This window comes from Enterococcus sp. DIV0170 (genome assembly GCF_051710765.1).
GTDB classification, from domain to species: Bacteria; Bacillota; Bacilli; order Lactobacillales; family Enterococcaceae; genus Enterococcus_A; species Enterococcus_A raffinosus.
Genome location: NZ_JBIOLG010000001.1, coordinates 1,033,775 through 1,047,967 on the forward strand (window position 1 = coordinate 1,033,775; position 14,193 = coordinate 1,047,967).

General features: G+C 42.2%; 9 protein-coding genes. 7 read left to right on the forward strand and 2 right to left on the reverse strand.

Annotated features, from left to right (window positions below):
- The first annotated feature begins 64 nt into the window (after nucleotides 1-64).
- Genes IGI50_RS04955 through IGI50_RS04965 form a run of 3 tightly spaced genes read left to right on the forward strand, consistent with a single transcriptional unit; the run spans nucleotide 65 to nucleotide 7,500 of the window.
- Nucleotides 65-1,216 carry an exonuclease SbcCD subunit D gene (locus IGI50_RS04955; protein WP_218256953.1) on the forward strand — a complete coding sequence of 384 codons (1,152 nt, stop codon included), beginning with the start codon at nucleotides 65-67 and terminating at the stop codon, nucleotides 1,214-1,216.
- Nucleotides 1,198-4,320 (forward strand): AAA family ATPase, encoded by a 3,123-nt coding sequence (locus IGI50_RS04960; RefSeq protein ID WP_438776344.1) that lies wholly within the window; start codon nucleotides 1,198-1,200, stop codon nucleotides 4,318-4,320. Before IGI50_RS04955 ends, IGI50_RS04960 begins: the two co-directional genes overlap by 19 nt.
- Nucleotides 4,321-7,500, forward strand: a complete 3,180-nt coding sequence (locus IGI50_RS04965) for a DEAD/DEAH box helicase (RefSeq protein ID WP_438776345.1) — start codon at nucleotides 4,321-4,323, stop codon at nucleotides 7,498-7,500.
- Between the two features lie 21 nt (nucleotides 7,501-7,521).
- Here the strand turns inward: IGI50_RS04965 and IGI50_RS04970 are convergent, their stop codons facing one another.
- Nucleotides 7,522-8,241, reverse strand: coding sequence for an HAD family hydrolase (locus tag IGI50_RS04970; protein ID WP_438776346.1), 720 nt, complete (start codon nucleotides 8,239-8,241; stop codon nucleotides 7,522-7,524).
- Between the two features lie 780 nt (nucleotides 8,242-9,021).
- On the opposite strand from IGI50_RS04970, the gene spxA reads away from it, so the two are divergent.
- On the forward strand, nucleotides 9,022-9,420 hold the full coding sequence (gene spxA / locus IGI50_RS04975; RefSeq protein ID WP_010739854.1) for a transcriptional regulator SpxA: 399 nt from the start codon (nucleotides 9,022-9,024) through the stop codon (nucleotides 9,418-9,420).
- A 31-nt stretch (nucleotides 9,421-9,451) separates the two neighbouring features.
- Here the strand turns inward: spxA and IGI50_RS04980 are convergent, their stop codons facing one another.
- Nucleotides 9,452-10,057 carry an HAD family hydrolase gene (locus IGI50_RS04980; RefSeq protein ID WP_438776347.1) on the reverse strand — a complete coding sequence of 202 codons (606 nt, stop codon included), beginning with the start codon at nucleotides 10,055-10,057 and terminating at the stop codon, nucleotides 9,452-9,454.
- A 224-nt stretch (nucleotides 10,058-10,281) separates the two neighbouring features.
- Here IGI50_RS04980 and IGI50_RS04985 point away from each other — a divergent pair, with 224 nt between their 5' ends.
- From IGI50_RS04985 to pepF, 3 genes are all read left to right on the forward strand, one after another.
- Nucleotides 10,282-10,926 (forward strand): adaptor protein MecA, encoded by a 645-nt coding sequence (locus tag IGI50_RS04985; RefSeq protein ID WP_010746501.1) that lies wholly within the window; start codon nucleotides 10,282-10,284, stop codon nucleotides 10,924-10,926.
- Between the two features lie 138 nt (nucleotides 10,927-11,064).
- Entirely contained in the window at nucleotides 11,065-12,063 is a 999-nt protein-coding gene (locus IGI50_RS04990) for a competence protein CoiA (protein ID WP_438776348.1), read from the forward strand.
- Nucleotides 12,064-12,196: 133 nt separating this feature from the next.
- Nucleotides 12,197-14,014 carry an oligoendopeptidase F gene (gene pepF / locus IGI50_RS04995; RefSeq protein WP_438776349.1) on the forward strand — a complete coding sequence of 606 codons (1,818 nt, stop codon included), beginning with the start codon at nucleotides 12,197-12,199 and terminating at the stop codon, nucleotides 14,012-14,014.
- Nucleotides 14,015-14,193 lie beyond the last annotated feature (179 nt).

A 14,193-nucleotide genomic window follows, 5' to 3' on the forward strand; every position in this document is an offset into this window, starting at 1 on the left:
CAGAAAAAAATGCTGAATCGTGTTATACTTTTGGGAAGGACTAAATGAGGAAAAGGGTGGATCAATGAAAGTTTTACATACGGCTGACTGGCATATCGGAAAAAAGCTTCACGGGTATGATTTACTGCCAGATCAAGCATACATTCTTGATCAAATCAAAAAAATCGCAAAAGAAGAAGCGGTGGATGCCATCGTGATCGCGGGAGATTTGTATGATCGGTCAGTACCGTCTGAAGAGAGTGTCCGGTTATTAAATCAAACAATCGCAGACTGGAACTTGCATGAGGGGTTTCCTTTGCTGGCGATTTCAGGCAATCATGATAGTGCGACCCGCTTAGCTACGGGGGCGCCCTGGTTCAATCAAGCGAATTTCCATCTTCACACTCGCTTGGCAGAAGCTTTCACTCCGATCGAAATGGCGGATACACAATTTTATCTTTTGCCCTATTTTGAACCCGTTGACGCACGGATTTATTTCGAAGACCCTGAGCTGCGAACGATTCAGCAGGCAATGCCTAAAGTAATAAAAAAAATCCAGGAATCTTTTGATCCAGCGAAAAGTCATGTATTGGTGAGTCATTTTTTCGTTGCAGGGAGCAGCAAGACAGACTCTGAAACGAAGATTGAGGTTGGTGGCCTTGACGGGATCAACGGTACTTTATTAGAGGCGTTTGACTATGTGGCGCTGGGACACCTTCATGGTAAGGATGCGTTGAAGCTCGCGAATGCTCGCTATAGCGGCTCGCCATTAAAATATTCTCTATCAGAAAAGGATCAAACAAAAGGGGTTTGGATCGTGGAGACGGAAACGGGAGAGTTCTCTTTTCGGGAGGTAACACCGCTGCACGAGATTCAGGAGCTGCAGACGAGCTTTGCTTCTTTATTAGATCCGACGTTTTATTCTGCTATTGATCGGAAAAATTATCTCTCGATCCTCTTAGAAGATCGAGCGGTGATCCCCAATTTGATGAATCAGTTGCGCCAGGTTTATCCGCGGATTATTCAAGTGGAACGGGCCAATGGCTTTGAAACAGCAGTCGAAGCTCGACTAAAAACAGAAAATATCAAGGAAAAGTCTCCTATTGCCTTAACCGAAGATTTTTTTATGGACGTTTCGCAAAATGAATTAACAACCTTACAAAAGCAATGGATCGAAGAGGGCTTACATACGATCCTTAAAGAAGGAGGCGCAAGCGAATGCTTCCGAAGAAAATAATCATGGAAAATTTCGGTCCGTTTCTTCATGAAGAAGTGGACTTTGAAGAAATGTCTGATGCGCCGCTGTTTTTGATCAGTGGCAAGACAGGTGCGGGCAAGACTACGATTTTTGATGCCATCACCTTTGCTCTATACGGAGATGCTTCCGGTGGGGTCCGCTCATCAAATGAAATTCGATCGTCCTTTGCTGAGCCCACGGAAGAAACCCGTGTTCAATTTCTATTTGAACATCAAGGACGGCAATATTCGATTGAGCGCTGGCCTAAACAAACATTGGCTAAGAAAAACGGTAAAGGCGAGACAACGAAGAATCAAAAAGTTCAACTGAGTATTTACAACGACGCAGGTCAAGAAGCGGAGGCCTATACAAAGGTTGATGCGGTGAATGAAGTGATCTATCAGATTCTGCATTTACAAAAGGATCAATTTCGTCAGATCGTGATGCTGCCGCAGGGAGAGTTTCGAACCTTCTTAAATGCCAACAGTACAGAAAAAGAAACGGTGTTACGCAGTTTATTCGGAACGAATATTTATCGTAATTTTACCGATAGCCTGAAGCAGCAAAAGAGCGAATTGGAAAAATCAGTCAGCGAGCTGACGACCCGCATTGATCAGCTGTTTCAGCAGGTTATCAGTGAAAAAGGAGCCACCTATGAAGAATCTCTGATTTTTGCGAAGGATTATCTTTTGGAGGAGGAACAGGCGCTTCAAAAGAGCCAAAAGGAGTTGGCGGAAAAACAGGCGGAGCAAAAAGCGCTTCAGCAGAAATTCCAGCATGCGCAGGAGCTTTGTGAGAAATTCAATCAAGCAGAGGAAACCCAGCAGCAGCTACTGGAATTAGAGGAACAGCTTCCTGAACAGGCGGAGAAAAAAAGTCGACTAGTTCAGGCACAAAAAATCGAAAAATTGCGACCGACCTATGAGCGGGTCCAAGAGTTGGAACTTCTTCAAAAAAAGCAAAATCAAGAAGCTGATGAAAATCAACAACAAGCAGAGGCGTTAGAGACACGCTATGCGGAATACCAAAGAATTACCGCTGATTTTGAAAAAAGTAAGTCTGAATGGGCAGCGAAAGAAAAAGAACTGCAAAGCTTAGAATCTTTTCGGCCTTTAGTTGAACAAAGGGAGAAGCTAACGACGCAAAAAGCGGAGTTCGTTGAACAACAAACCCAGCAGCAAACCCAACTGACATTGATCAATGAGAAAATAAAGGCTTGTGAAGAAAAGCAAAAAACGTTGGAAACCAAGCGGCAGACTGAAAAAACTTGGCAGGAGCGACGGTATGAGGAACTGCAATATCAGCAAAAAATTCTGCAATTGCAAGAGCTGGATAAGCAGATCTTTGATCAACAGGAAGAGGAAGAAGATCAGCAGATCAAGCTTGCTCAATTAGTTGAAACAGCGAGTCGTACTAGCAATCAATTAACGAGTGAAACAGCAATCTATAAGAAATTAAAGAGTCAATGGGCATCTGCGGAGATTGCTCGCTTGAGTATGGATCTTCTACCGGGTGAGCCTTGTCCGGTTTGCGGCTCGAAGGAGCATCCTAATCCTGCACAGCATGAAGAAATGTCTACGGAAAATCTGGGACAATTGCAGGTAGCACTCGAAACACAAGAAGCTCGTATCAAACAGCTGGAACTACAAAAGGAGCAGGCGGAAGCTCGTTATGAAGTAGCGATGAAGGCATTTGACCACCTGCAAAATGAACGCTTAGCCGCGCAGGAATCTCTGGAGCAGCAACTTCAGGATTGCCAGAAGGCTTTCCAGGAGTATTATCAGCTAGAGGTAGCTGCTGAAATAGCGGAGCTTAAAGAGTTTCTCAAACAGCAACAGGCTGAAACAGCGCAGGCTTTGCTTGAGATCACTGAAGCCGATCACGCGTTGCAACAAATGACAACAGAACTCACTGAGGATCGAACCAAAAAACAGGAGGCTGAAGCAAGTCTTCATACAATCAATGGTGAGCTGCAAACGCTCCAAGGCAGACTTGCTGGATTAGAAGAGCAGACAGCTGCTTGGCAATTAGCAGAGCTTGAATTCCGTATCAAGGAATTATCAGAAAGCCTGTCAGAGTACCGTGAACAACTTCTAGCACACGAAAAGCGGATGAAGGAAACGGAGCAGCAGCGGATTCGATTGCAAGAGAACCAAAAGCTGTTGACGAAGCAGCAGCTAGAAACATCAGAGAGTCTGCAGCAGTATCAGGAACAATTACAGCAACAATTCGTTGAAGCAGGCTTAGACATGACCGATTTAACAGCGCCAGCGCTTAATCTTTCAGTATTGGAAAAAGAGATTGCGACTTTCGATCAAGAGTTATTGGTTTTAAGAGATCGACAGGAGCGTTTAAAAGCAGTCATCAAAGGGCGAGAAAAACCCGGATTGGCGCCTCTACAGCAGCAGTTGGCGGAAAAAGAAGAAGAGCTCTCCCAATTCCAGCAGCAGCATTATGGAAAGGAAAATCAATTGCGTCAGCAGCGTGAGCTGGTCGAAGCAATCGAAGCGCTCCAGCAGCAAAGTAAGGGACAGTTGGATGAATTGAGCCAAATGATCCAGCTGTATCAGACGATGAACGGGGACAATCCACAAAAAATCAGTTTGGAGCGTTATGTGCTGCAATGGTATCTAGCTGAGGTGCTGCAAAGTGCCAATCAGCAGCTGAATCAGCTCACGAAAGGCCGATATCGCTTTGAATTAAAGCAGGAGACCGGACGTTCGAAGGGCAATACAGGCTTGGAGATCAACGTATATGATGACAATGCCGGTGCGACCCGCAGTTCCCATACACTGTCAGGCGGTGAAAGCTTTATTGCTGCACTTTCTCTGGCATTAGGGCTGGCGGAAGTGATACAAAACCAAGCTGGCGGCGTGACGATTGAAGCACTATTTATTGATGAAGGCTTCGGCTCTTTAGATGAAGAAGCGTTAGAAATGGCGATGGAGGCCTTAGAAGGCATTGAAAATGCGGGGCGGATGATTGGTATCATCAGTCACGTAAGAGAGTTGAAGGAACGTATCCCACAACAAATTATTGTGGAAACTAGCGGAACGGGACGCAGCAGTATTCGTTACCAGCTAGAAGGATGGAGTGAAACGTAAATGAGATGGAGTATTCCAGAAAAAGTGATCGAACGCGGCAGAACGTACTTGAAAGAGGGGCGGGTCTTATCCGTTGAGGCAGACCCTGCTCGGCGTGTTTGGCATGGTGAAGTATTAGGCAGTGAACTTTATCTGGTTGATTTAGATGGCAGTGGAAAAGAAAATGATATTTGTGCGTGTCCTTATTGGGAGGAACATGGTTATTGCAAGCACACTGTAGCAGTGGAATTGTATTTGCGGGAAAAAGGACTGTCTCGTGTGATCAAACCTGAAACAGTGCTGCCTAAGAAAATGGAGAGCAGTGTGTCCTTTGCGGATTTGTTGAATCAAGGCTTTTCTCGTTTGGCTAAAGAAGCAGAACCGTTGCAATCCTTGTTTGTTGAATTCGTAGTCGAAGCGATTCCCACCAATCCTTATCATCCTGAATTGGATGTATTGGCGGTGTCACTGCGCATCGGCAGCAATCTAAGCAAACGCAGCTACATTGTAAAAAATCTGTACGACTTTTTGCATGCTTATCAAACGGATTCGGCTTATACCGTCAATAAGCAATACAAATTCCAGATTGAAGCCGGCGCCTTTGATCCCAAATGTCGGGATTTGATCGAAGATTTAGTAGGTGTCAGTGAAACTTATCAGTTATTAGGCAAAGCTGGGCTGCAGGTCAAGGGGAAATTAGACAAGCGCTACCTTCTATTACCTGTCCACCGAATACAGGAATTATTGGAAGCGATGGAGAAAACGGGGAATTTGAGTATTCATTTGGGCGATAAGGTCTATTCAGAAGTCCACGAAGGACAAGAATTGCCGTTAACCTTCACGCTAGAAAAACGTGGAGAAAACGATTTTGGCTTAACAATCGAGGATGGTTTTACGAACTACTATAGCAATTATTTCATGGGCTTTGTAGAGAATTCCTATTACCTGATGACCCATGAGCAGCAGGATACGTATATCACATTGAAGCAGCTGATGAAGCGCTTGAAAGAACCAGTTATCGCCTATGAGCAACGACAGCTTTCACAATTGTTTACAGAGGTCTTTCCTTATTTACGGAAAATCGGACGTGTCATTGTAGCTGATGAGGTGGCGGAAATTATGAAGGAAGAGCCGCTGCGAGCAGTGGTAATCTTCCGAAAGATTAAAGGGATGGTCAAGGCAGAGGCAGAATTCCACTACGGGAATGCCTACTTTTCTACCAATGAGGCCCACCAGCCCAAACTGCCTAATAATGTTGAGATTTTGCGGGATAGTAAGAAGGAGAAACAAATTCTAGACCTCTTTGATACGTACCGATATCAAAAAATCGATACTGGCTTTGAGAAGAAGCTGCCGGTCAAAGAGAATCTGTACTATTTCTTCAAAGTCGAAATAGAAGAATTCAGACGCTATGCAGAAGTACGAATGGGGAAAAAGCTGCGTCAACTCTTCTTAGATGGAGAGGAATTTCAGCCGACTTTAGAAGTGAATCAAGAAGGCTCATGGCTGGACATCAAGTTTGATGTCACCGGTATCAAAGACAATGAGATTGATCAAGTCCTGAACAGCCTTTTGCGGAAGGATCGTTTTTATACGCTTGAAAACGGAGAGGTCTTGTCCTTTGATTCAGAGGCCTTTCAGCAAACGAGTGAGATGATTGGTCAGCTACGGGAACGCATCAGTGCAAAAGATGGGTTGATTCGCTTGCCGAAGAGCCAAGGAATTATGCTGGAGCAGCGATTGAAGGATAACCCGCAGGCACAGTTTAGCGAGAGCTTTACCACGATGGTACAGGATCTGACTCATCCTGAGGAATATCAAGCTGTGCTGCCTGATACACTTCACGCAACACTGCGGCCTTATCAGGAAGCTGGTTTCCGCTGGCTGAAAATGCTTAGTGATTACGGTTTTGGCGGAATTTTAGCAGATGAGATGGGACTAGGGAAAACGATTCAAGTAATCACCTTCCTACTAGCTGAAAAAGCTCAGCAGCCGATCAAAGCACTGATCGTAACGCCAGCAAGTCTGGTTTATAACTGGCAGGCTGAGATCAAAAAATTCGCACCAAGTATGAATTCGGTAGTGGTTTCAGGAAACCGGAGTGAGCGTGAGCAATTACTTGCGGACGCGGAAGAAGTGGTCATCACTTCTTATGCGAGTCTGCGCCAAGACATCGATTTGCATGAGGCGATGGGCTATCAATATATGATCCTTGATGAAGCACAGATGGTAAAAAATGCGGCGACGAAAACCTCCAGTGCCCTAAGAAATCTATCGATCCCGCATCGCTTTGCGTTGAGTGGGACACCGATTGAGAATAATTTAGAAGAGCTTTGGTCACTATTCCAAACGGTGATGCCAGGATTCTTCCCGCCAATCGGACGTTTCCGTCAATTGGCGGTGTCTGAGATCGCGAAGATGATCCAGCCATTTGTATTACGCCGAGACAAGGATACTGTCTTGCAAGAGCTGCCAGAGCGAATCGAGTCCAACGTTCTAAGCAGCCTGACTGAAGAGCAGAAAACCGTCTACTTGGCCTATCTGAAACGAATGCGGCAAGAAGTGGATCAAATGGATTCTGCGACCTTCCGCAAGCAGCGGGTAAGTATTTTAGCAGGACTGACACGTTTGCGACAAATTTGTGATGATCCCCGCCTCTTTATGGAAGGGTATGAGGGCGGTTCAGGAAAATTAGAGCAGGTCAAAGACTTGATTCATGCTGCAAAAGAAAATGGCAGACGTGTATTGCTGTTCTCTCAATTTACCAGCATGCTTTCCATCATTGAGAAGGAATTTGCGGAGGAAGGAATTTCCAGCTTCTATTTAAGAGGTAGTACGAAAGTTTCTGATCGTCTGAAAATGGTGGATGCCTTCAATGAAGGAGAAAAAGATGTCTTCTTGATTTCACTAAAAGCAGGGGGAACAGGATTGAATCTGACGGGGGCCGACACCGTTATTCTTTATGATTTATGGTGGAACCCTGCGGTGGAAGAGCAAGCCGCTGGTCGCGCACATCGAATCGGTCAGAAGAAAGTCGTTGAAGTTTGGCGAATGATTGCTGAAGGTACGATTGAGGAACGAATGAATCAACTGCAGCAGGAAAAACGTGAACTATTCCAAAAAGTGATCCAAGGCAATGAAGAACAATCCAGCAAGCTTACAGAAGAAGATATTCGCTTAATCTTGAGTTTGGGAGAATAAAAGTAGAAAAGTTTGCAGCGCTCAGCGTTGCAAACTTTTTTTATGGGTGATGGCGTTACTCAATTCGCTGAAAGACGTAATCTCCTTTTCAAACAGCGCTGTTTGGCCCTTGGGGATCGCTCTTAACTGATGATTGAACCACCAAACAGACCAGTCGGCGGCTTTGGCCCCAACCACATCATTATCAAAACTGTCTCCGATATACAGCAGCTTGTGGGGCGTCAGATCAAGTTTCTCTTCCATTAATTTAAAAATCCTTGGATCCGGCTTTTGAATTTGGACGCCATCGGAGATTATGATCTTTTCTGAAGGAATCCAATGTGTTAGTTGTAGCGCATGAATCTTATCCTCTTGCCGCTTCACAGGTCCATTAGTAATGATTCCCAGTGGTGTTTTCTGGGCGACTAAAAAATCTAGCATTGTACAGATCGCTGGTGGGAGTGAAATAGTTTGTAAGGCCTCATCATATGCTGTTTGAAAGGCATCAAGATCTGAATCATTTGGTGAGAATTCAAAATCAGCTAGGGCCAGTCGAATACGTTCGTAGCGCATTTTTTCCAACGACCACTCCCCAGTGATTGATTTCATGTAATGGAAATCACTATAATAGCGAAAGCGGATGAACAATGCATTCATTTTCTCAGTCGGAAATGTGGGAAAAAGCGAATGGATTGCTTCAGCAAACGGGGCTTGTTGCTCATATAATGTATCATCTAAATCAAAAACAATTCCTTGAATCATCGGACCACTCCTAAATTATCAATGCCTTTATTATACCAAAAAATACTTTTTTTTATTGTCAGTAAACAAAAAAACAACATGTTTAGATGAATGGTGTTATGTTATTCTGATTGGTTCGAATGGAAAAAAACATATCGTGCAATCAATCAAAAATATTCTTACAAAAAAAAATAATGATTGAAAAGAGAAAAATGCGTGAATTTTTAAGGTTCACCAATTTTTGAAAACCGTATAAAAATTTTGATTTTTTTTGATTTTTTGTAAGCTGTATCTATTTTATCTCTTGATTTTATTGATAAAATTTAATACAGATCAAGGGTTTACCGTTCGCGATTAAATAACTGTAAATTAATAACAGTTGTCTTTTAATGAGCAAGCTATTTTAAAATGATTCTAATAAGACCTTGTAAAACAAAGTTTTTTTCGCGTTTTTTTTATTTTTAAAAATATATTTTAATAATTTCGATTGAATAAAAAAATTATATTTCGAATGTAAAATTGATAATTTGATAAAAAAACGCTACTTGTTAATACAGATTCGATACCTGTTATAATACTGCGCTAAATGAGAGTCGCGCCACTGTTTTCTCATCTTGACAAATCAGTGCTGTCGTGACACCCTTGATCCCCTTAAGATAAATTAAATAACGCTAATATTTGTAAAGAAAATACGTAGCACCTCTTTTTTTTGTTACCTTTTTTTTGTATAATAGAAACAGATAGCAGGAAGCTAGTATCACCTGTTACAAAAATTGAGAGTCAAGAAAAGGAGTGATATGCATGTTAACACTATATACTTCCCCTAGTTGTACATCATGTCGGAAAGCACGTGCTTGGCTACAGGAACATGAGATTCCTTACGTTGAACGAAATATTTTTTCTGAGCCATTGAACATTGATGAGTTGAAGGCCATTTTACAAATGACTGAGGACGGAACTGAAGAGATCATTTCTACCCGTTCAAAAGTTTTCCAAAAGTTGAACATGGATTTAGATGAATTGTCCCTAAAAGAATTGTTGGACTTAGTTAAAGAAAATCCTGGATTGTTACGTCGTCCGATCATGATAGACGAGAAGCGTCTGCAAGTTGGATTTAACGAAGATGAAATTCGTCGTTTCTTACCACGAGACGTTCGCCAATATGAATTACGTCAAGCCCAATTAATGGCTGGATTATAGAGTAAATACCCCGCGTTTGCGGGGTATTTTTTTATAATAGCTGAAGTCGCGTCATTTCTTTTTCTAATGGAGGAAAGTTCTTTTTATAATGAAAGCCCCTCATACCTGTTTCTTCAGCGGCTAAAATATTGGCAGCCATGTCGTCAATAAAGTAGCATTCGGCAGGATTTAAGCGGAAATGACTATAAAAGGCTCGAAAGATCTCATGCTCGGGTTTGGATAATCTCCAATCTGAAGAAATGAAGATCCCATCAAAAACGTCATGATTGGGGACTTTCTCCTCGTAAAGATAATAATCTTGTGGCGCATTCGACAGAATGTAGACATTTAAGCCCTTGTCCTTCAAACGTCGCGGTAATTCTTCCATATGAGGCAGGGGAGTTAGACCGTTATACCAGGATGCTAAAAGCTCTTCTGCAAGAGGGTGCAGTTCGCGAGGCAAGCGAGTTTTGACTGATAAAGAGAGTTCATCTTTTGTCATAGTCCCTTTGTCGTAACGCAGCCAATCCACTGAACCGAAGATTTCTGACACTAGCATTTTTTGCTGTTGAGGATCCGTCGTTTTTTCACGGACAAAGCGCATAGGGTCAAAATCGATTAAAACGTTTCCTAAATCAAACACAATACTCTTGATCATTAAAAGACCTCCTTTACCAAAGTATACGTCAGTTAGACGAGCATACAAGAACGATTCCTATTTATTAACGAAAACTTGAATTGAAAAAGACTTTGAGGTTGTGTTTGAAGTAGCGAGCCTTGTTTATTTATAGGAATTTAATAAAATTCGTCGGCTTTCTTTACTTTTAGTCGGAATCAGTTACAATGAACATATAATCTATCTTTAAAGTGAGGTGTGCCAAGATGGAGATGGAACACATCAATGAGAATACGATCCGCGTCATTATCGAGAATGAAGATTTAGCTGAACGAGGAATTACTTTTTTAGATTTGCTAGGAAATCATCGTGAAATCGAATCTTTCTTCTATAGTATATTAGAGGAAGTCGATATCGAGGATGAGTTCAAGAGCAGTGAGGCTGTCACTTTCCAAGTACTTCCGAAGAATGACGGATTGGAGCTATTTATTAGTAAAAACCTGACACCTGAGGATCTCAATAAAATGAACAACTCAACAGAGTTCGAAACAAGTGATTTCGATCAATTGATTCGGCAGCAGATTTTAGCAAACTCTGAGAGTCTTGAAGAAGACGGAAAAGTAAGCCGATTACGGGTTTTTCAATTAAATAGTTTTGAAGACATGATTGAATTGTCGAGCTATCACTTTTTAGATGAGGCCTGGTGTGATTTATACCTGCTAGATGGGACATACTATCTGCAAGTCTATTTTGACCCTGAAGTTTTCGGTGAATTCGGATTGTCCGATGTGATCGCTGAAATTTTAGAATATGCTCAAGATTCTGCCGTTTCTACAGAAATGCTGGAGGAATATGGAAAGCTTTTGATGCATCGTGATGCAATCGAGATTACGCGTGCGCATTTCAATTAAAGTGTTCACCGCCATCGTTCGTTTGAACGGTGGTTTTTTTGTCGTTCGTTCAGCAAAAAGAAACGGGGATTCTGCAAAAAAAGAGCGGTTCGACAAAAGTTTGCGAAAAACTGCGTATCTTTTCATGAGGTGAGAAGAATGTTGTTTGCGTATACAAAAGAAAAAGAAATGATCCCAGCGTCAGAAAGTCACGAGGATACTTCCTTTTACTGTCCAGATTGTGGAGAACGATTGATTCGAAAAGTGGGAAAAGTGAAGATTCCTCATTTCGCTCATCGGTGTAGTGGAGATTGTCATGGGTTGAGTGAAGGGGAAACGCCTGAACATCTAGAGTTAAAGCAATTATTTTTTTCATGGGGAAATCAATTTGAAGACGATTGGAAGCTGGAGTCACCATTGTCCGATTTGCCGCAGCGTCCCGATTTATTGCAGAACAAATTGGCAGTGGAGATTCAATGTTCGTCAATCAAGGGGGCGCGTTTGGCGGAACGAATGGCGGGATATCGGCAGCAGGGGTATGAAGATTGGTGGCTGCTGGGAAAGAAATTATGGCCTACGGACAAGTTTTCAGCCTTGCAAAAACAATTTTGCTCCTTTGATAAGGAGCGAGGCTTGCATCTTTGGCTAGTAGAAAAAGAGCAGATCCGTCTCCTTTATCATATTCATGAGATGGAGCAATTGATTTATTGCGAAGAGAGTTGGCCAAGCTATTCGCAGCCCTTGAGTGAAATAATCAAAGCCCCTGTAACTAAACGCCCAATACAGCTTTTTCCTACGATAGAAAGTATTAGAAAACGAAAGCAGGCGCTAAGTCTTAAGCTGGTTCAAAGCAATCCGAAAATTCGAGGCTTGCAGCATTATTTTTATCAAGAGCGGCGACACGTATTGTATTTGCCGGATTGGATGTACTTCCCTAGTCGGTATTCCTTTTTTTATCAGGATGATTTGTTGGTGTTTCGTTACTTGTTTCAAAAGGAAGGGAAGCATGCTTCAAGGATTTTTGACCAGTTTTTAGCCTATCGTGAAGAAAACCAAAGGGAATGGCTTTTTCATCGTATTGAACAGCGAGAAATATTGGAACGCCTATATTTAGAGGCTCTTTTTTGTCAAAGAAAGGCTAAAGTTTCATCTGCCTGACAGCTTTTAAAAATACTTTTTTCAAAATTGTGGTAAGATTGAGGGTGATTAAATAGATGAGGGTTGTCTACTCTTTATGGATTTACCATTATAAAAGAGAAGAAAATCTCAAAACAAGTTAGGAGTGTTTTTTATGAGTGAAGCAAAACAATTGCCAAAACGGCAGGAAGTACCCACTGAACTGACTTGGGACTTAACTAAAATTTTTACAGATGACGCCGCCTTTGAAACAAAATTCCAGGCCTTATCTGATGAACTGACTGAAGTGGATAAGATCAAAGGGAGTTTAGGAAAAGGTGCGGCCGAATTTTTAGCGGCGATCGAATATGTCCTAGATATTTATCGCAAGGCGGAAGTCATTTACGTATATGCCCATTTAAAAAATGATGAAGATACCGCCAATACAACGAACCAAGCATTGTATGCGCGCGCTTCTAGCTTAATTGCACAAGTGAGTGAAGCGGTTAGCTGGTTTGAGCCAGAAATGCTGGAGCTTTCTGATCAAGAAATTTGGTCATTTTTTGAAGCAGAGCCCAAATTAGAATTATATCGTCATTTTGTTGAGCAGATCATTTCAGAGCGAGCGCATGTCTTGCCGGCTGAACAGGAAGCCTTATTAGCAGGAGCCAGTGAAATTTTCAGCAGCTCAGCAGATACTTTTTCTGTCATGAACAACGCCGATCTTAAATTTCCGGTGGTACAAAATGAAGCAGGCGAAGACGTTCAATTAACACACGGGGTGTATGGTCAGTTATTGGAAAGCACGGATCGAAAGGTGAGAGAACAAGCCTTCAAGGCATTGTACTCGGTGTACCATCAATTCCGTAATACCTTTGCTTCAACCTTAAGCACGCACATTAAAGGGCATAATTACAAGGCGAAGATTCGCGGATATGCCTCTGCGCGGGCGGCAGCACTTAGCGGAAATCATATCCCGGAAGATGTGTATGAAACATTGACGCTAGTAGTCAACCAATATTTACCTCTATTGCATCGTTATGTGGAATTACGGAAAGAGCTGCTCGGTTTAGATGAACTGCACATGTATGATTTGTACACACCGCTTTTAGCAGAAGCGCCAGTGAAGTTCACTTACGAAGAAGCGCAGGCCAAAGCGTTAGAAGCATTGAAACCGCTAGGTGAGGAATACTTAGAAGTCGTTAAAAAAGCCTTCGATGAACGTTGGATCGATGTTGTGGAAAATCAAGGGAAGCGCAGCGGGGCCTACTCTTCTGGTGCCTATGACACACAGCCATATATTTTATTAAACTGGCATGATCGTCTGGATGAATTGTATACATTGGTACATGAGATGGGTCATAGTGTTCATAGCTATTTCACACGACACACACAACCCTATGTTTACGGTGATTACTCCATCTTCTTAGCAGAAATTGCTTCAACAACCAATGAGAATCTTTTGACCAGCTATCTATTGGAAACAGAAAAAGATCCAAAGGTTCGGGCTTATATCATTAATCATTTCTTAGATGGCTTTAAGGGAACGATTTTCCGTCAGACGCAATTTGCGGAGTTTGAGCACTTTATTCATACAGAAGATGCCGCAGGAAATCCATTAACTAGCGAACACCTAAGCAAGTTTTACGGGGAACTAAACGCGAAGTATTATGGACCAATCGTAGTGAATGACGAAGAAATCAAGGATGAATGGTCAAGAATTCCGCATTTCTACTATAATTACTATGTTTACCAATATGCGACTGGTTTTTCTGCGGCTAGTGCCTTAGCGAAACGAATCGTGGAAGGCGAACCAGATGCATTGGAAAAATATTTGGCTTACTTAAAATCCGGCAGCAGTGACTACCCAATCGAGGTCATGAAGAAGGCAGGGGTCGATATGACTCAGCCAACCTATATCGAAGATGCGATGGAAATTTTCGCCTTGCGCTTAGATGAGCTGGAACAACTTGTCCAAGAATTAAAAGCATAAATGAGAGGAACAGGGGCTTCGGCTCCTGTTTTTTTGTGGACTCCATCTACTAAGAGCTAGGGAAAGAGAGAATCTTATTATTAAACTGAAAAATATTTATTTTTAGTTAAGATTGGCGCTTTTTAACTTTTGGAATTGAAAAAAATAACTTAAAAAATAGGAATATACACATGAAACAA

Coding starts and splice junctions, on each gene's coding strand:
- spxA (WP_010739854.1), top strand. CDS start 9,022: ATGTTAACACTATATACTTCCCCTAGTTGTACATCATGTCGGAAAGCA.
- pepF (WP_438776349.1), top strand. CDS start 12,197: ATGAGTGAAGCAAAACAATTGCCAAAACGGCAGGAAGTACCCACTGAA.
- IGI50_RS04985 (WP_010746501.1), top strand. CDS start 10,282: ATGGAGATGGAACACATCAATGAGAATACGATCCGCGTCATTATCGAG.
- IGI50_RS04965 (WP_438776345.1), top strand. CDS start 4,321: ATGAGATGGAGTATTCCAGAAAAAGTGATCGAACGCGGCAGAACGTAC.
- IGI50_RS04980 (WP_438776347.1), bottom strand. CDS start 10,057: ATGATCAAGAGTATTGTGTTTGATTTAGGAAACGTTTTAATCGATTTT.
- IGI50_RS04970 (WP_438776346.1), bottom strand. CDS start 8,241: ATGATTCAAGGAATTGTTTTTGATTTAGATGATACATTATATGAGCAA.
- IGI50_RS04955 (WP_218256953.1), top strand. CDS start 65: ATGAAAGTTTTACATACGGCTGACTGGCATATCGGAAAAAAGCTTCAC.
- IGI50_RS04960 (WP_438776344.1), top strand. CDS start 1,198: ATGCTTCCGAAGAAAATAATCATGGAAAATTTCGGTCCGTTTCTTCAT.
- IGI50_RS04990 (WP_438776348.1), top strand. CDS start 11,065: ATGTTGTTTGCGTATACAAAAGAAAAAGAAATGATCCCAGCGTCAGAA.